Source organism: Pseudarthrobacter sp. SSS035 (assembly GCF_023273875.1).
Lineage (GTDB): Bacteria > Actinomycetota > Actinomycetes > Actinomycetales > Micrococcaceae > Arthrobacter.
Window position 1 is genome coordinate 4,340,445 of sequence record NZ_CP096882.1, and the last position, 18,421, is coordinate 4,358,865.

Genomic DNA, 18,421 nt, shown 5'->3' on the forward strand with positions numbered 1-18,421 from the left:
GTGCATCCGGATGACTGGCATCCGGAAGATCAGGGTGAACGCTCTGATTCTAGGGGCGCCGCTACTCGTCCAGCATCTCAGGCGTCACATTGGCATCAGTGCCAGGAATCCCCAAATCGATGGCCCGCTTATCCGCCATGGCCAGGAGCCGGCGGATGCGGCCGGCGATGGCGTCCTTGGTCATTACCGGATCTGCCAGGCGCCCCAGCTCGTCAAGGCTCGCCTGCTTGTGGGCCACCCGGAGTTCGCCGGCGTATTTGAGGTGGTCCGGGACGTCGTCGCCCAGGATCTCCAGTGCCCGGTCCACCCTGGCTCCGGCGGCCACGGCCGCCTGGGCGGAGCGCCGCAGGTTGGCGTCGTCAAAGTTGGCCAGCCGGTTGGCCGTGGCCCTGACTTCCTTGCGCATCCGGCGCTCTTCCCAGACCATCAGGGCATCGTGGGCGCCCATGCGGATGAGCAGGGCGGCGATGGTGTCGCCGTCGCGGATCACTACCCGGTCCACTCCCCTGACTTCGCGGGCTTTGGCCTGGATGCCAAGACGGCGGGCGGCACCAACGAGGGCAAGCGCGGACTCGGGGCCCGGGCAGGTGACCTCCAGCGATGACGAACGTCCCGGTTCGGTGAGGGACCCGTGGGCCAGGAACGCTCCACGCCACACGGCCTCGGCGTCAGCAGCCGAGCCGTTGACCACTGCCGAGGGAAGCCCCCGCACCGGCCGGCCGCGGCCGTCCAGGAGGCCTGTCTGCCGGGCCAGGGACTCGCCGTCGCGGACCACCCGCACGACGTACCGGCTGCCGCGGCGCAGTCCCCCGCCGGAGACAACGATGATCTCGCTCTGGTGGCCGTAAACCTCGGCGATGGCGGCCCGGAGCCTGCGCGCCGTCGCTGCGAGGTCAACCTCGGCTTCGATCACGATCCTGCCCGAGATGATGTGCAGGCCGCCGGCGAAGCGCAGCATTGCCGAGACCTCTGCCTTGCGGACTGAGGATTTCTTGATGTCCAGACGGGACAGTTCTTCCTTGACCGATGATGTCAGTGCCATGGCACCTTCCTAACTGTTCCCAAAAATGTCGTGGTACGCCGCTGCCAGACGCAGGGGGTCATGGACGGGTCGGCGGCCCGACGCCCCCACTTTACCCAAGACAACCTCGGCGCCGATCATCCCGGCGGCTTTCTCGAACTCCTGCCGGTCCGGCACCGACGCGGGATCCGCCAGGACAACGTCGACGCTGAAGTCCGGCGCATACCGGCGCAGTGCGTGCAGGTGGTCCGCCGCCGACATGCCCGTGGTCTCCTTGGTGTCCGTGGCCAGGTTCATGGTGAGGCAGCGTTTTGCGGCTGTGGCACTCAGGGCGTCACGCATTTCCGGGAGCAGCAGGTGCGGCAGCACGGACGTGTACCAGGACCCCGGCCCCAGGATGACCCAGTCAGCCAGTTCGATGGCTGTCAGGGCTTCAACGCAGGCCGGCGCCTGTTCGGGCAGGAGCCGGACGTGTTCCAGCGAGCCGGCCACGGCGCACCGCGCCTGCCCGCGGATTCTCTGGCGCGCGAACGTGCCGTCAGGTGCAGTGACGCGGATGTCACCTTCAATGGTCAGCGGAACGGTGGACATGGGCAGGACCTGTCCACGGGCACCGAGCAGGGCGCCGGCCCACTTCAGGCCGGCCACGGTGTCGCCCAGCAGTTCCCAAAGGGTGACGATGAGCAGGTTGCCCATCGCATGCTCGTCCAGCGATCCACCGGTACCCTGGCCGGGCCGGAAACGGTGCTGCATCACGTCGCGCCAGGTGCGTCCCCAGTCCGTGTCGTCGCACAAGGCGGAGAGTGCCATGCGCAGGTCTCCGGGCGGCAGGACGCCGTACTCGTCACGCAGACGCCCTGAAGACCCGCCGTCGTCCGCCACAGTGACAATGGCGGTCAGCTCGGAGGTCAGCAGCCGCAGCGCCGAGAGCGAAGCGGACAGGCCGTGCCCGCCGCCGAGCGCCACGACGTTGGGGCCCTTGTCCTGCTGGCCGGCTGCCGTTCCGCTGGAAACCGGTACGAGCGGGAGAGGCCCGGTGAACATCCCCATTACTCGCGGCCCAGATCCCGATGGGTGGTGGTCACGGTCACGCGCGGATACTGTGCCAGTTTCTTGGAAAGCTCGACGGCGACGGCCACGGACCGGTGCTTGCCGCCGGTACAGCCGACGGCGATGGTGGCGTAATGCTTGTTTTCGCGCCGGTAGCCGTCCAGGACGGGCTCAAGCGCCAGGACATAACGGTCCACGAAGTTCTTTACACCTTCCGCCTCGAGGACGTAATCGCTGACGTCCTTGTCCAGGCCGGTATGCGGGCGCAGCTGCGGGACCCAGTGCGGATTCGGGATGAACCGGACGTCAGCAACGTAGTTGGAATCCACCGGCAGGCCGTACTTGAAGCCAAAGCTCATGACGTTGAGCCGCAGTGCCACCGGGCCGGTCTCGCTGAAGAGTTCCGTGATGGCGGTGGCCAGGGCGTGGACGTTGTAGGTCGAGGTGTCCAGTACGACGTCGGAGCTGTCGCGCAGTTCCTTGAGCACCTCCCGTTCGGCTGCAATGCCGTCGAGGATGCGGCCGCCTTCCTGGAGCGGATGGGGCCTGCGGCCCTGCTCGAACCGGCGGACCAGGACGTCGTCTTTGGCGTCGAGGAAAAGGACCCGGAACTTGACACCACTGGCGGCGAGGGCCCCCAGGGCCGCACGGACGTCGACAAAGAGGCCTTTGCTGCGGACATCCATCACCACGGCCAGCCGCGGAATGGACTGCGGAGCGTGGGAGACAATCTCGGCCAGGGTGCCGAGCATCTGCGGCGGCAGGTTTTCCACAACATACCAGCCATGGTCCTCAAGTGCGTCTGCGGCGGTGCTGCGTCCCGCCCCTGACATACCGGTGACCACCAGCAGTTCCGCTTCGGGGGGCTTGACCGGCGTCAGCCCGTCCTGCTCCGTCCCGGATTCCGCCGTAGAGTCTGCCATTCGTTCCGCCCCGTTTCTGTACAGATGAAGACAGGCGCCCGCAATGGCGGAAACCTGCGTTCCTTACCCTACCTAGGTTTCAATGATTTCGCCGGTGGCCATATTCACGGCCGGAAGCGCATCGCCGGCCGTGTCGTCGCTGCTGAAGTGGGCCACGATGGCGTTGGCAAGGGATGGTCCGATGCCCTTGGCCGCCGTGAGCTCGGCCGCGGTGGCGGCTTTCACGCCTTTGACGGATCCGAAGTGGGTGAGCAGGGCCTTGCGTTTGGACTCGCCAAGGCCCGGCACTCCGTCCAGCGCCGAGACGGTCATGGCCTTGCCGCGCTTCTGTCGGTGGAAGGTGATGGCGAAGCGGTGGGCTTCGTCACGGATCCGCTGCAGCAGATAGAGTCCCTGGGACGTCCTGGGCAGGATCACGGGGAAGTCGCTGTCCGGCAGCCAGACTTCCTCAAGGCGTTTGGCCAGGCCCACGACGTAGACATCCTCAATGCCAAGGTCCGCCAGGGCCCGGGCCGCGGCGTTCACCTGGGGCTTGCCGCCGTCGACCACCACCAGGTTGGGCGGGTAGGCGAATTTTGCCCGCGGGGCGGCCGTAGTGGTGTCCAGGACCGCGGCATTGGCGGCTGCTTCCAAGGCGGCCTGGTGCCCGGGCAGGGCGGAGGCCTCTGCCTGCGCGGACTGGTCCTGCAGGTAATGCCGGAAGCGCCGGGTCAGGACGTCGTGCATGGCGGCGGTGTCGTCTGCGGCGGCGGCCCCGGTGACGGAGAATTTCCGGTATTCGGACTTCTTGGGCAGCCCGTCCTCGACAACCACCATGGACGCCACGACGTTGGTGCCCTGGACGTGCGAGACGTCGAAGCATTCGATCCGCAGGAGCGCCACGGGCAGGTCCAGGGCTTCCTGCAGCTCCTGCAGTGCCTGGGAGCGCACGGTGAGGTCCCCGGCGCGGCGGGTCTTATGCAGTTTGAGCGCGTGCTCGGCGTTTTCACGGACGGTGGACATCAGCGCAGCCTTGTCGCCGCGCTGCGGCACCCTGACATCCACCTTGGCTCCGCGCAACCCGCCGAGCCATTCCGTCAGCTCGGCGGCGTTGCTGGGTTCGACGGGCACCAGGACTTCGCGGGGCAGCCTGCCATGGCTGTCGCCGTCGTCGCCGTAGACCTGCTGCAGCAGGTGTTCCACCAGATCCGGGGTGGTGGCGTCCTCCACTTTTTCCACCACCCAGCCGCGCTGGCCACGGATCCGGCCACCCCGGACGTGGAACACCTGGACGGCAGCCTCCAACTCGTCCTCGTGGAGTGCGAAGACATCGGCGTCGGTATCGTCGGCGAGCACTACGGCGTTCCGCTCAAAGACCTTCCGAAGGGCGGCGATGTCATCACGGAGCCTCGCCGCACGCTCGTAGTCGAGGGTGCCGACGGCGTCGGCCATCTGCTTTTCGAGTTTGGTGATGAAACGCTTGGCCTCGCCGCCCATAAACGCGCAGAAGTCCTCCGCCAGGGCCCGGTGTTCTTCCGGGGTCACCCGGCCAACGCAGGGGGCCGAGCATTTATCGATGTAGCCCAGCAGGCACGGCCGGCCGCTCGCCTGGGCCCGTTTGAGGACGCCGGCGCTGCAGCTGCGGACGGGGAAAACCCGCAGCAAAGTGTCCATGGTTTCCCGGATCGCGCCAGCCGTGTACGGGCCGAAGTATCGGGTGCCCTTGCGGCGGTCCCCCCGCATGACCTGGACCCTGGGGAGCTTCTCGCTCATGGTGAGGGCCAGGTACGGATACGTTTTGTCGTCGCGGAAGACCACGTTGAAACGTGGCTTGTATTCCTTGATCCAGGTGTATTCAAGCTGCAGCGACTCCAGCTCGCTGCCCACCACTGTCCACTCGACACTGCTGGCCGTGTGAACCATTGCGTGGGTTTTGGGCAGCAGGCCCGCCGGATTCGCGAAGTAGGAGTTCAGGCGGGAGCGAAGGCTTTTGGCTTTGCCGACGTAGATGACCCGGCCGTGGGGATCGCGGAACCGGTACACCCCGGGGTTGGTGGGAATTTCACCCGTCTGGGGCCTGTAACTTGCTGGATCTGCCACTACTTCATTCTACTAACGCCTAGTCCGCGGCCTTGCCCTGGTTGTAGCTGGTGGAGCGTTCCTGGCCGCTGAGTTCGGCGATCGCATCCATGATGCGGTCCGTTACCTGCCGCCGCGCCGGCAGCGAATGATCCGGGCCGGTCTTGTCGAAATACAAGGGTTCCCCCACCTTCATGGTGAAGTGATGCGGCTTGAAGCCCTTCTCACCGGCCGGCTGCAGGTTCTCCGTCCCGATCAGTCCGACCGGGATCACGGGAGCCCCGGTTGCCAGTGCAAGCCAGCCCACGCCGGTGCGGCCGCGGTAGAGAATACCGTCCCGCGACCGTGTGCCTTCAGGGTAGATGCCGATGCCCTTGCCGGCCTCCAGGATGTCCAGGAGGGTTTTGAGCGCCTGGACGCTTGCTGCCTGCTCGCCGCGCTCCACCGGGATGGAACCCACGGACTCAAAAAAGGACTTCATGACCCTGCCCTTGACGCCACCGGTGGTGAAGTACTCGGCTTTGGCGAAGAAGGCCACGGGCCGCGGCATCAGCGCCTGGACAATGACGCTGTCAAAGAAGGAAAGATGGTTCGGGGCCACAATGAAGGGCCCCTCTTTCGGGACGTTTTCAAGGCCGACGACGGTGGGCCGGCAGGAGCCCGCGACGAGCCCGCGAAATGTCCAGCGGACCGCCTCAAACAGCGCCATCGTTGCGCACCTCACTCATCGCGGCAGCGTGGATGGCTTCGAGGCGCCCGATGGCGGCGACCATGCCCGCGGTGGTGTCCACCACGGTGACGGCTCCGGCTTCCTCAAGTTCGCCATCGGGAGCGAATCCCCAGCCCACGCCGATGCAGTCAAGCCCGTTCGCGATGGCTCCGGCCACGTCCTGGGCGCGGTCACCCACCATCACGGCGTGCTGGGTGGACAGGTCGGTCAGGGCCGCGGAGATGATCTCCGCCTTACCCAGCGGACCGACCGTCGACGATTCGTTGTCTGCCGAACCCCTGATGGACTGGAACAGGTTGGCGATGCCGTGGTGGCGCAGCACGATCTGGGCCAGCCCTTCGGGCTTCTGCGTGGCGACGGCCACTGGCCTGCCTTCGGCAGCGAAGGTCTCCAGCGCTTCCTTGATCCCGGGGTACAGCCGGCTCTGGGCTATCCCAGTGGCCAGGTAGTACTGCCGGTACGTCCGGATGACCTCGTCAAGCTTGTCGGCCGGAACCTTGCAGACGCTCTGGAGTGCGTCGCTGAGTTTGGGGCCGATCATCGAGTTCAGGACGTCCTGGCCGGGAACCGGCAGACCTGCGGCGGCAAGGGCTGCTGCGATTCCGCCGGATATTCCGCCGGCCGGATCGACAAGAGTGCCGTCCAGGTCAAAGATCACGGGCACTGTTGTTTGAGTCACCGGCTTAGTTTCTCACGACACCGAGCATGCCTGAAACTCGCATGCCCGACACGGCATACGTCATCGGACGCCAACCGCTTAGCCCAGTATTTCCGCGAGGAAGGATGCCGTGTGGCCCTTGGTGGATTTCGATACCTGCTCGGGCGTGCCGGTGGCCACGATCTGGCCGCCGCCCGAACCGCCGTCCGGGCCAAGATCCACGATCCAGTCGGCGCTCTTGATGACGTCCAGGTTGTGTTCGATGGTGATCACCGTGTTGCCCTTGTCCACCAGACTTTGAAGGACCATCAGGAGCTTGCGGATGTCCTCGAAGTGCAGGCCCGTGGTGGGCTCGTCGAGAACATACACACTACGTCCGTTGGAGCGCTTCTGCAGTTCCGCGGCGAGCTTGACACGCTGGGCCTCGCCGCCGGAGAGGGTGGTTGCCGGCTGTCCCAGCCGTACGTAGCCGAGGCCCACGTCCACGAGGGTGTTCAGGTGCCGGGCGATCGGGGAGAAGGCCGCGAAGAACTCCGCACCTTCTTCGATGGGCATGTTGAGCACATCCGCGATGGTCTTGCCCTTGTAGTGCACTTCGAGGGTTTCGCGGTTGTACCGTGCGCCGTGGCACACCTCGCAGGGCACGTAGACGTCCGGCAGGAAGTTCATTTCAATCTTCAGCGTGCCGTCACCTGCGCAGGCTTCGCAGCGCCCGCCCTTGACGTTGAAGGAGAACCGGCCTGGCAGGTAGCCACGGACCTTGGCCTCGGTGGTCTCGGCGAAGAGCTTGCGGATGTTGTCAAAGACGCCGGTGTACGTGGCCGGGTTGGAGCGTGGGGTGCGACCGATAGGGCTCTGGTCCACGTGCACCACCTTGTCCAGGTGCTCCAGGCCCATGATGCTCTTGTGGCGTCCGGCCACCTGTTTGGCGCCGTTGAGCTTGTTGGCCAGCACCTTGTAAAGGATCTCGTTGACCAGGGTGGATTTGCCGGAGCCGCTGACGCCGGTCACGGCGGTGAACAGGCCCAGGGGGAAGGCCGCATCAACGTTGACCAGGTTGTTTTCACGCGCACCGACGACCCTCAGCTCACGCTTTTTGTCGTATTTGCGCCGCTTCTTGGGGATGTCGATCTTCTTGCGGCCGGACAGGTAATCGCCGGTCAGTGAGTTGGTGTTGGCCAGGAGATCCTGGTAGGACCCCGAGTGCACTACCTGGCCGCCGTGCTCGCCTGCGCCGGGCCCGATGTCCACGATCCAGTCCGCCACCTGGATGGTGTCCTCATCGTGCTCGACAACGATGAGGGTGTTTCCCATGTCCCGGAGCCGGGTCAGGGTCTCAATAAGCCGGCGGTTGTCGCGCTGGTGGAGGCCGATGGAGGGCTCGTCCAGGACGTACAGGACGCCCACGAGGCCGGAACCGATCTGGGTGGCGAGCCGGATCCGCTGCGCTTCGCCACCGGACAAGGTGGCGGAGGGGCGCTCGAGATTCAGGTATTCCAGCCCTACGTCGAGCAGGAAGGTCAGCCGGGCCTGTATTTCCTTGAGCACCTGGTGGGCGATCTGGGCCTCGCGGCCGGTGAGGACCAGGTTGTTCAGGAAGTCCGCGCACACGCGCATGGGCATGGCGGCCACCTCGGCGATAGACTTGCCGTTGATCAGGACGGACAGCGAGGCGGGGTTGAGCCGGGCACCATTGCACGCGGGGCACGCGATCTGCCGCATGTACTCTTCGTAGCGGTCGCGCGCCCACTCGGAGTCCGTCTCACCGTGCTTGCGGTGGACGTACTGGATGGCACCTTCGAAGCCGGTACTGTATTTACGTTCGCGTCCGAAGCGGTTCTTGTACTGGACAACCACCTTGTGGTCCTTGCCGTGCAGGACGGTCTGGCGGACGTCGTTGCCCAGCTTTTCCCAAGGTGTGTCCATGGAGAAGCCAAGCTCCTTGGACAGCCCTTCGAGCAGGCGGTTCCAATACTCGGTTGTTGCGGTGCCGAGTGACCATGGCGCGATGGCGCCCTCGGACAAAGACAGCTCAGGATTCGGAATGATCAGTTCTTCGTCAACCTCGAGCCGTGTACCGATGCCGCTGCACGCGGAACAGGCGCCGAATGGGTTGTTGAAGGAGAAGGACCGCGGCTCGATTTCATCGATGGCCAGGGGATGTTCGTTAGGGCAGGCGAGGTTCTCGGAAAATGCCCGCAGCCGTCCCGGCGCGTCTGCGTCCAGATCGACGAACTCGGCCAGCACCCGGCCTTCGGCCAGGCCAAGCGCCGTTTCAACGGAGTCCGTGAGGCGCTGGCTGATGCCTTCCTTTACCACCAGGCGGTCCACCACCACCTCAATGGTGTGCTTGAACTGCTTGCCGAGTTTGGGCGGCTCGCTCAGCTGGATCAGCTCACCGTCCACCCGGGCACGCGAATAGCCCTTGGCGGTCAGCTCCTTGAAGAGGTCCACGAACTCGCCCTTGCGCCCCCGCACCACCGGCGCCAGGACTTGGAATCGCGTGCCTTCGTCAAGCTCAAGCAACTGGTCCACGATCTGCTGCGGAGTCTGACGGGCCACAACCTCGCCACAGACCGGGCAATGCGGCCGTCCCACGCGTGCCCACAGCAATCGCATGTAGTCATAAATTTCGGTGATGGTGCCAACCGTGGACCGGGGGTTCTTGCTAGTGGACTTCTGGTCAATCGATACCGCCGGGGAGAGCCCCTCGATGAAATCGACGTCCGGCTTGTCCACCTGGCCGAGGAACTGGCGGGCATACGCCGACAGGGACTCAACGTAGCGCCGCTGGCCCTCGGCGAAGATTGTGTCGAACGCCAGGGACGACTTCCCGGAACCGGACAGCCCGGTGAAAACGATCATGGCATCGCGGGGCAGATCCAAGTCCACGTTGCGCAGGTTATGCTCGCGCGCCCCTTTGACCACAAGGCGGGAGAGGTCTGGCCGGGCAGGCGTGGCTGGGGCCTGGGGAACGGCGACGGGGACGGATTCGACTGCTGTTTCTTCAGCTACGGCTTTAGGCACCCACTAATGCTAATCGAAAACTTCTTCGAATATCCATGCGGGGTCCGGCTAGTCGGCGTCGTAGGCTGCTGCCAGCAGCTGGACTGCTTCCGCAAAGGTGGCACCTTGGGCCTTGGCCACTGACGCATAAGAGTTGGCGGCCAGGGAGAGCGCATCCGCCCGCTCATCACGCGCGCACACCACAGTGCCGTTCCTGCCCTTCGTGGCCACGACACCGGCTGCCTCCAGCTCCTTGTACGCCCTGGCCACAGTGTGGGGCGCGACGTCGAGCAGCCCCGCCAGGGTCCGTACCGCCGGCAGCTTGGTTCCCGGCGGAAGGGCCCCGCTGTCCGCGAGGCGGATCACATGCAGGCGCAGCTGCTCAAAGAGTGCCACCGTGCTGGATTGGTTGGGCTTCCAGGTTCCGGGAAACGGACCAGCTGTTGTCATCGTCCGGCCTCCAACGTGCCGGCGCGGCCCGGGCGTCCGGCGAACTGGGCGTTGTAGAGCCGTGCATAGCGGCCGTTGGCCGCCAGGAGGCTTCGATGGGTTCCCTGCTCTGCAATGCGTCCGTGGTCCATGACCAGAATTAGATCAGCGTCCCGGACCGTGGACAAACGGTGGGCGATCACAAAGCTTGTTTTTCCACGGCGCAACCTCTGCATGGCCTGGCGGATCAGGACCTCGGTCCGGGAATCCACTGAACTGGTGGCCTCATCCAGGACCAGCACAGTGCGGTCCGCCAGCTGCGCCCGGGCGATGGCGATCAGCTGGCGCTGCCCCTGGCTGAGCGGCTCTCCCCCGTTGCCCAGCATCGTGTCGTAGCCGGCGGGCAACGACCTGATGAGGTGGTCCACGTGGCTCGCCTCGGCTGCCGCGGTGATCTCCGCAGCCGTGGCTCCTGGCCGGCCGTATTCGATGTTCTCCCTGATGGTGCCGGAAAACAGCCAGGCATCCTGCAGCACCACACCGAATCCATTGCGCAGGACGTCCCGCGGAATGTCAGCAATGTCGGTACCCCCGATGGTGATCCTGCCGGCGTCGACCTCATAGAACCGCATGAGCAGGTTGACAACGGTGGTCTTGCCGGCGCCCGTGTGCCCGACAATCGCGACCGTCCGGCCCGGTTCCACCGTGAACGACAGTCCACGGACCACAGGGTCAGCCCGGGCATAGCCGAAGGTGACATCACTGAACACAATCCGCCCTTCCTGACCGGGTTTGTGACCGTCACGTTCGGGCTCGGCAGGTATCTCCGCGGCGTCGAGCAGGTCGAACACACGGCGCGCCGAAGCCACGCAGGACTGGATGACGTTGAGCATGCCGCCGATCTGGCCCACAGGCTGGGTGAAAAGCCGGCTGAACTGGATGAACGCCTGGATCCCGCCGATGGTCATGGCCCCCGTGGTGACCTGGAGGGCCCCCACCACCGCCACCGCGATGTAGTTGATGTTGGCAATAAGGACCATCAACGGCTGGACAATGCCGGATGAATACTGGGCCCGTGCGGATGCCCGGGCCAGGCGGTCGTTGCTTGCCTTGAAGACCGCCGCTGCCTGGTCCTGGTACCCGAAGGCCTTAATAACCTCGTGCCCGGTGACAAACTCCTCCACGTGCGCGTTCAACTCACCCGTTTCGGACCACTGGCGGGCAAAATGCGCTTGGGACTTCCGGGCCACCATAACGGTGATAAAGGTGGACAAGGGCACCGAAACAAGCGCGATCAGGGCCAGGAGCGGCGAGATCCACAGCATCATGGCCAAGGCACCGCACAGCATAAGGACAGACATGATCAGCTGCGTGAGGACCTGGCTGAGAGCTTGCGAAATATTGTCGATGTCATTGGTGACGCGGCTCAGGACATCACCCCTGGACTGCTCTTGGAAGTACGTGGAAGGAAGCCGGTGCAGCTTGTCTTGAACCGATGCCCGGAGGCGATACATCAGGCCGTGAACCGCGCCGGCCGTCAGCACTCCCTGGATCCAGTTGAACAGCGAAGCGCCGATGTACATCGCGGCAACGGCGGCCAGCAAGAGTCCCAGGCGCTGGCCGTCGAGCGCTCCGCTGTAGACCCCATCCACCACCACATCGGTGGCATCACCGAGGTAGTGCGGCGCCGCGACGTTGAGGGCAACAAAAGCGCAGGTGGCCGCAACTGCACCCAGCATCCGCCCCCTGGACGGGCGCAGCAACGCGAGGACCCGGCGCGCTGTGGGCCAGAATCCTTCGGACGCCCCGGCGCCGGGCGAAGCGGTCATGGCGCGTCGTCCAGCGCCAGTTGGGACTCGGCGATTTCCCGGTAGGTGGCAGACGTCTCGAGCAGCTGCCGGTGTGTTCCCTGGGCAACCAGCCGGCCGTCGTCGAGCACCAGGATCTGGCCGGCCCCGGCAGCGGTGGAGATCCGTTCCGCCACGACAATGACCACTGCACCCTCTAGGGCAATCTCCAGGGCATCCCGGACCCGGGCCTCGGTGGCGAAGTCCAGCGCAGAAAAGCTGTCGTCAAAGAGATAGACGGGGACCCGCCGCAGGAGGGCCCGCGCTATGCAGAGACGCTGCCGCTGGCCGCCGGAGAGGTTCGTTCCGCCTTGCCCGACCTCCGTGTCCATCCCCCGCGGCAGCGCACGGACGAAGCCGGCGGCCTGGGCTGTCTCCATGGCTTCCCAAAGCTGGCCCTCGGTTGCCTCCGGAGCTGCGACGCGCAGGTTGTCGGCGATGGTTCCGGAGAAGAGGTGCGACAGTTGCGGCACCACCGCCATGGTCCGGCGAAGGAGGCCCAGGGGCATCGAGCAGATGTTCCGGCCGCCGATGCTGATGGTTCCGGCCGTGGCGTCCAGGAACCGGGGCACCAGGCTCAGGAGTGTCGACTTGCCGCTCCCTGTTGAGCCGACGATGGCAACAGTGGTTCCTGGCCGGGCTGTGAAGCTGATGTCTTCCAGTACCGGATTTTCGGCGCCGGGGTAGGAGAAGCTGACGTTCCTGAAAGTGACGCTGCCGCCCTCCAGGGCGCTCCCATGGCGGGTCTCTTGGGACGCCTTGTGGTCCTGGACTGACGGTTTTGCGTCGAGCACGGCACCCAGCCGTTCTGCGCAGGCAGCGGCCCGCGGAGCCGTCATGAACACGTACATGGCCATCATGATTGCCAGGAGAATCTGCAGGATGTAGGCGATAAAGGCCGTGAGGGCACCAATCTTCATCCCGCCGTCGTAAACCCGGTGACCACCGAACCACACCACGGCCACCGACGACAGGTTGACCACAATCATGATCAGCGGCAGCATGCCGGCCACGAGCAGCGACGACTGAAGGTTGTTTCCCGTGAGGCTGCTGTTGGTCTTCGCAAACCGGCGTGTTTCGTGTCCCTGCCTGACGAAGGCGCGGATCACATTCGCGCCGATGATCTGCTCACGAAAGAGCTCCCCCGTTCGGTCCAGGAGCTCCTGCCCCTGCCGGTACAGGGGAACGAGGCGCCGGACGATGAGATACATGATGAGCAGAAGTATTGGCATGATGACCATCACGACGCTTGAAAGCACCATGTCCTGCTGCCACGCCAGTAAGACGCCCCCGGCCGCCATCACGGGGGCCGCCACCAGCATGGTGAAGACCAGGACGGCGAACGACTGGATCTGCTGGGTGTCGTTCGTGGCCCTGGTAACGAGGCTTTGCGTGCCGAAGGCTGCCATTTCCTGGGAAGAAAGCGACTGGATCCTGGCGAAGACCTCGCCGCGCAGCTGGTGCCCGAGCTTCATGGCAACCACTGCCCCGAAGTAGCCCGCGGCGATGGCTGCCGACGCCTGGACCGCAGCTATCAGGACCATGACAGTGCCCAGGCGGAAGATTTCCGGCGTGTTCCCCGCAACGATGCCGTCGTCGATGATGGCTGCGTTGATGGTGGGCAGCAGCAGGTTGCCTGCGGTCTGGACAAGCTGGAGAGCAACGATCGCGGTCACGGCGCCCTTGTGGCCAGCCAGCAGCCGGGTCATCAAGCCGAAAAGCATCGCACCTCCAGGAGGGATTTGGGAGGCCGATGAGGGTCCGGCCATTTGCCATCCCCAGAAGCCGCTGTCGTCATTGTAACCAGCATCACATTCTCTTCTCAGTCATAAGGCATTACCGACCAGAGAACCTCAAACGAATGGAGTTTATGCGCCTGGCTGTTTTTGCGCCACGGCAAAGATACGCCGGAACGGAAACACCGTGCCATGTGCCGTTGCCGGGTATGCGGCCCGCAGGGCTGCAGCGTACTCCGCTTCAAAGGCGTGCCCGTCCTCGGCCGAAAGAGCCGCCGCGACCGGGCGCAACGCCGTGCCCCGCACCCAGTCCAGCACCGGATCCGTCCCAGTGAGGACCTGCTGGTAGGTGGTTTCCCAGGCGTCTGCCGTGCAGCCCGCGTCCAGCATGATGCTGAGGTAGTCTGCGGGCTCCCCCACGGACTCTCCACCGCGAAGTACGCCGTCGAGCTGGGGCGACCAGCGTGCCGAACCTGCGAGTTCCCGCATCAGGGCATGGGACGCGGCATTAAAGTTCCCCGGCACTTGCATGGCGAACCAGGCACCGGGCTTGAGCGCCGCCAGCCAGCCCGCCAGCATCTCCTGATGCCCCGGCACCCACTGAAGCGCGGCATTGGTGACCACCACGTTGGTTTCAGCCGGGGGCGTCCAGGCTGCGATATCCGCCAGCCCGAAGCTGAGGCCCGCATGCCTGGCTGCGTGCGCGGCGGCCTTGTCCAGCATCTCCCTGGACGAATCGAGCCCCACCACTTGCGCTTCCGGCCATCTCCGGGCAAGGGTGGCCGTGAGGTTTCCCGGACCACATCCCAGGTCCACAACGTGCTGTGGCCGGTCGGCCTGGATCCGCCCCGTCAGGTCGAAAAACGGCCGGTCACGGTAATCGCCGAACTGGACGTACTTTACGGGGTCCCACTTCACAGTTACCTCCATCGCCGGGTGCTGTCTGGCAGTACCGCGAGCCTAACCCGGGCCCGCCCGGATATCCGGCACCGGCTGGGCACTAAGCTGGAAATCAATGAAACTCGTTGACCAGCTGCCTGTCCTGCCCGCCTCAGACCCCTCCGGCGCAGGCATCGACCCGGACGCCCTGTACACCCAATTCCTTGAGTGGACCGAAAGCCGGGGCCTGGAACTGTACGCTGCCCAGGACGAGGCCATCATGGAGTTCGCCACCGGAGCCAACGTCATCCTCGCCACCCCGACGGGCTCCGGCAAATCGCTGGTGGCCATCGCGGCGCACTTCCAGGCCATGGCGCGGGGCCAGCGCAGTTACTACACCGCCCCCATTAAAGCGCTGGTCTCGGAGAAGTTTTTTGCCCTGTGCGACATCTTCGGTGCAGAAAACGTCGGCATGATCACGGGTGACTCCGGCGTCAACCAGAACGCACCGATCATCTGCTGCACGGCAGAAATTCTCGCGAACATCGCCCTCCGCGAAGGGGCCGACGCGGAACTCGGTGCGGTCATCATGGACGAATTCCATTTCTACTCCGACCCCCAGCGTGGTTGGGCCTGGCAGGTCCCGCTGCTGGAGCTCCCCCAGGCCCAGTTCCTTCTGATGTCCGCAACCCTGGGTGATGTCAGCCGGTTCGAGGCCGGCATCACCGAACTTACAGGCCGCCCCACCACCACCGTCAGTTCCGCCGAGCGCCCCATTCCGCTGCATTACTACTACCACCAGACGCCGGTCCACGAAACACTCGAGGAACTCCTCTCTACGCGCCAGGTGCCCGCCTATGTGGTGCACTTCAGCCAGATCGAGGCCATTGACCGGGCCCAGACACTGATGAGCATCAACGTGTGCACCCGCGAGGAGAAGGACAAAATCGCGGAGCTGATCGCGAATTTCCGTTTCGCCGCAGGTTTCGGCAAGACGCTCAACCGGCTGGTCCGGCACGGTATCGGCGTACATCACGCCGGCATGCTGCCGAAATACCGCAGGCTCGTGGAGCAGCTCGCCCAGGCGGGCCTGCTCAAGGTGATCTGCGGTACGGACACACTGGGCGTGGGGATCAACGTGCCCATCCGCACCGTGTTGCTCACCGCACTGAGCAAGTACGACGGCGTCCGCACCCGCCCGCTTAACTCCCGGGAGTTCCACCAGATTGCCGGAAGGGCCGGCCGCGCCGGGTATGACACCGCGGGGACGGTGGTGGTCCAGGCACCCGAGCACGTCATCGAAAACGTGAAGGCGATGGCCAAGGCCACCGCCAAGTTCGGTGACGACCAGAAGAAGCTCCGCCAGGTGGTCAAGAAGAAGCCGCCGGAGGGCTTCGTCTCCTGGGGGGAACCCACCTTCAAGCGCCTCGTGGAATCCGTGCCCGACCCTTTGACGTCCAGCTTCAGCGTGACGCATTCGATGCTGATGAACCTGATGGAACGGCCCGGCGACCCGTTTACCGCGGCCCGCCGGCTGCTGACCGAAAACCACGAGACCCGGTCGTCACAGCTGCGGCTGATGAAAAAAGCCCTGGGGATCTACCGTGAACTCCTCGCCGCTGAAGTGGTGGAGCGCATCCCGGCAGAAGAGCATGGCCATGACGGCAGGACCGTACGGCTCACCGTCCATCTGCAGGCCAACTTTGCCCTTAACCAGCCACTCTCGCCGTTTGCGCTGGCGGCCCTGGAGCTCCTTGACCCGGATTCGCCGTCGTACGCCCTGGACGTGGTGTCCGTGATCGAGGCGACCCTCGAAAAGCCCCGCCAGATCCTCTCCGCGCAGCAGAAGAAGGCCCGCGGGGAAGCGATTGCCGCGATGAAGGCTGACGGCATCGAGTACGACCAGCGCATGGCCATGCTGGAGGAAGTCACCTATCCGCAGCCGCTCGCCGAACTCCTGGGCGAAGCCTTCGAGGTCTACCGCAAGGCCGCGCCATGGGTGGGCGACTTTGAACTGGCGCCCAAGTCCGTGGTCCGCGACATGTACGAGCGGGCCATGAACTTCGGCGAATTTGTCCAGTTCTACGGGCTGGCCCGCTCAGAGGGCATTGTGCTGCGCTACCTCGCCGACTGCTTCAAGGCGCTGCGCCAGACCGTACCGCAGGACATGCTTCGGGAAGACCTTGAAGACCTCATCGCCTGGCTTGGCGAGCTGGTGCGGCAAGTGGACTCCAGCCTCCTGGACGAATGGGAGGAGCTGACGTCCGGCGCGATGCCCACCCCGCACGACGCTCCCCCTCCCCCGCCGCCGTCGCTGACGTCCAACATCCGTGCCTTCCGCGTGATGGTCCGCAACGAGATGTTCCGCCGCGTGGAACTGTTCGCGGACGAAAACGCCGCAGCCCTGGGCGAGCTCGACGGCGGCGCGGGCTGGGATGCCAACCGCTGGGAAGACGTCCTGGACGACTACTTCGACGAACACAACGACATTGGCACCGGCCCGGATGCCCGCGGTCCCGGACTGCTCATGATCACCGAAGAGCCAGGCCTTTGGAAGGTCCGGCAGATTTTCGACGATCCGGCGAGCAACCATGACTGGGGCATCTCCGCGGAAGTGGACCTGGCGGCCTCCGATGAAACCGGAACGGCAGTGGTCCGTGTCACCGACGTCAACCGGCTCTAGGCTCTGACCGAATGGACTCCGTCCCCGACCTGACCGGCAGCCTTCGGGTTGTGGAAGCCCTGAAGGCCCAGCCCGTGGCACCTTCCAACGGTCCACGGCAGTGGTGGAAGGGCCCGCTGGACGTCGAGGGACTGGCTTTGGGGGCGGTCCAGGCAGCAGCGACGTCGTTGAACGCGCTTGTTGGCGTTCCGGGCAGGTACTCAATGGCATCCGGAGCCACCGCGGCGGCGTTCGATTCGCTGGGACACCTGCGGATCGCGGGCGGGAAACCCGAAGGGTTCGCTCCGATGTCCGGCTTTCGGCGCACGTCGGACGGCTGGATCCGCCTGCACGCCAACTACCCCCACCACGCAGCCCGGCTGACGTCGTCCCTCTCCGTGAGCACACCACAGGACGTGGAACACGCCCTGTTAGGAATGACGTCCGTGGCCGCCGAGGAAGCCATCACGGCAAACAACGGCGTCGCTGCTGCCGTGCGCACACGGGACGAGTGGATCGCGACCCCCATGTATGGGACGGCCAGCTCCGGTCCATGGATCAGAATCTCGCGTCCGCCGCCGTCAGCCAGTGAAAGTCCGCAGCTCTCCCGGTGGGTTCCATCGGCAGTTCCACGCCACCCCCTGGCCGGGCTCAAGGTGCTGGACCTGACGCGCGTCATTGCGGGGCCCACTGCCACACGCCTCCTGGGCGCCCTGGGCGCAGACGTTCTGCGCATCGACCCGCCCCAGCTTCCGGAGTTGAGCGATGTGTTCATTGACTCGGGCTTTGACAAGCGCAGCGCCGAGGCGGACCTCCGGGATCCTTCCGCCATGGAAGCGGTCAGGCTTCTCATTGGGTCTGCCGACGTGGTGGTCACGGGCTACCGCGACGGCGGGCTGGACCCTTTTGGGCTGGCGCCCGAAGCGCTGTTGCTTGCCCGGCCAGACCTCGTCATAGTCACTCTGAGTGCCTGGGGCAGCGGCGGCCCTTGGAACCGACGGCGCGGTTTTGACAGCCTGGTACAGGCCGCTTGCGGCATTGCCGAACTGTATGGCCGCACGACTGATGACGGGTGGCAGCCGGGGGCGCTTCCAGTGCAGGCACTGGATCATGCCACCGGTTATGGCCTGGCGGCGGCAGCAATTGCCCTGCTGGCCGAACGGCTCCGAAGCGGACGTGGCGGCGCTGCCCGGCTTTCCCTGGCCCGCACCGCTGAAGAATTGTTCCGGCTGCCCGCAGTGGCCGGTCACGGCGGTTCCCTGCCTGACCCGGACCTCCGCGTGATGGACAGCCCCTACGGTCGCCTGCGATATGTTGGGCCGCCCATCATGTCGGACGGCGTGCCGCTGGAATACAGCAACGGACCCGTCCGCTACGGAACATCGCAGCTTCGCTGGCAATAGGGAGCCTGGCAGTAGGGAT

General features: G+C 65.2%; 13 protein-coding genes. 2 read left to right on the forward strand and 11 right to left on the reverse strand.

Features of this window, described 5'->3' with window-relative positions; genetic code table 11:
• Positions 1 to 61 precede the first annotated feature (61 nt).
• The 11 genes from whiA to MUN23_RS20205 all read right to left on the reverse strand — a co-directional run bounded on the left by whiA (position 62) and on the right by MUN23_RS20205 (position 14,376).
• Positions 62 to 1,042: a DNA-binding protein WhiA gene (gene whiA / locus MUN23_RS20155; protein WP_248760678.1), complete on the reverse strand. Its 981-nt coding sequence runs from the start codon at positions 1,040 to 1,042 to the stop codon at positions 62 to 64.
• A gap of 9 nt (positions 1,043 to 1,051) precedes the next feature.
• Complete coding sequence (gene yvcK, locus MUN23_RS20160) at positions 1,052 to 2,071, reverse strand: uridine diphosphate-N-acetylglucosamine-binding protein YvcK (protein ID WP_248760679.1); 1,020 nt, start codon at positions 2,069 to 2,071, stop codon at positions 1,052 to 1,054.
• On the reverse strand, positions 2,071 to 2,994 hold the full coding sequence (gene rapZ, locus MUN23_RS20165) for an RNase adapter RapZ (RefSeq protein WP_248760701.1): 924 nt from the start codon (positions 2,992 to 2,994) through the stop codon (positions 2,071 to 2,073). The genes yvcK and rapZ overlap by 1 nt, the downstream gene beginning before the upstream one ends.
• A 72-nt stretch (positions 2,995 to 3,066) precedes the next feature.
• Complete coding sequence (uvrC, locus tag MUN23_RS20170; RefSeq protein WP_248760702.1) at positions 3,067 to 5,073, reverse strand: excinuclease ABC subunit UvrC; 2,007 nt, start codon at positions 5,071 to 5,073, stop codon at positions 3,067 to 3,069.
• Positions 5,074 to 5,092: 19 nt separating this feature from the next.
• Positions 5,093 to 5,761, reverse strand: a complete 669-nt coding sequence (locus MUN23_RS20175; protein WP_248760703.1) for a 1-acyl-sn-glycerol-3-phosphate acyltransferase — start codon at positions 5,759 to 5,761, stop codon at positions 5,093 to 5,095.
• Entirely contained in the window at positions 5,748 to 6,461 is a 714-nt protein-coding gene (locus MUN23_RS20180) for an HAD hydrolase-like protein (RefSeq protein ID WP_248760705.1), read from the reverse strand. The genes MUN23_RS20175 and MUN23_RS20180 overlap by 14 nt, the downstream gene beginning before the upstream one ends.
• Positions 6,462 to 6,539: 78 nt before the next feature.
• Positions 6,540 to 9,467 carry an excinuclease ABC subunit UvrA gene (gene uvrA / locus MUN23_RS20185; RefSeq protein ID WP_248760706.1) on the reverse strand — a complete coding sequence of 976 codons (2,928 nt, stop codon included), beginning with the start codon at positions 9,465 to 9,467 and terminating at the stop codon, positions 6,540 to 6,542.
• 48 nt (positions 9,468 to 9,515) lie between these two features.
• The gene (locus tag MUN23_RS20190) at positions 9,516 to 9,896 is read right to left on the reverse strand and encodes a GntR family transcriptional regulator (protein ID WP_056339746.1); all 381 of its coding nucleotides are present in this window, start codon (positions 9,894 to 9,896) and stop codon (positions 9,516 to 9,518) included.
• The gene (locus MUN23_RS20195) at positions 9,893 to 11,704 is read right to left on the reverse strand and encodes an ABC transporter ATP-binding protein (protein ID WP_248760707.1); all 1,812 of its coding nucleotides are present in this window, start codon (positions 11,702 to 11,704) and stop codon (positions 9,893 to 9,895) included. The genes MUN23_RS20190 and MUN23_RS20195 overlap by 4 nt, the downstream gene beginning before the upstream one ends.
• Positions 11,701 to 13,446 (reverse strand): ABC transporter ATP-binding protein, encoded by a 1,746-nt coding sequence (locus tag MUN23_RS20200; protein WP_248760708.1) that lies wholly within the window; start codon positions 13,444 to 13,446, stop codon positions 11,701 to 11,703. The genes MUN23_RS20195 and MUN23_RS20200 overlap by 4 nt, the downstream gene beginning before the upstream one ends.
• Before the next feature lie 144 nt (positions 13,447 to 13,590).
• Positions 13,591 to 14,376, reverse strand: coding sequence for a trans-aconitate 2-methyltransferase (locus tag MUN23_RS20205; protein WP_248760709.1), 786 nt, complete (start codon positions 14,374 to 14,376; stop codon positions 13,591 to 13,593).
• A 97-nt stretch (positions 14,377 to 14,473) separates the two neighbouring features.
• Between MUN23_RS20205 and MUN23_RS20210 the strand changes: the two genes are divergently transcribed.
• Both MUN23_RS20210 and MUN23_RS20215 read left to right on the forward strand, forming a co-directional pair.
• Positions 14,474 to 17,020 (forward strand): RNA helicase, encoded by a 2,547-nt coding sequence (locus tag MUN23_RS20210; protein ID WP_248760711.1) that lies wholly within the window; start codon positions 14,474 to 14,476, stop codon positions 17,018 to 17,020.
• Positions 17,021 to 17,031: 11 nt separating this feature from the next.
• Positions 17,032 to 18,402, forward strand: a complete 1,371-nt coding sequence (locus MUN23_RS20215) for a CoA transferase (RefSeq protein ID WP_248760713.1) — start codon at positions 17,032 to 17,034, stop codon at positions 18,400 to 18,402.
• Positions 18,403 to 18,421: the final 19 nt, after the last annotated feature.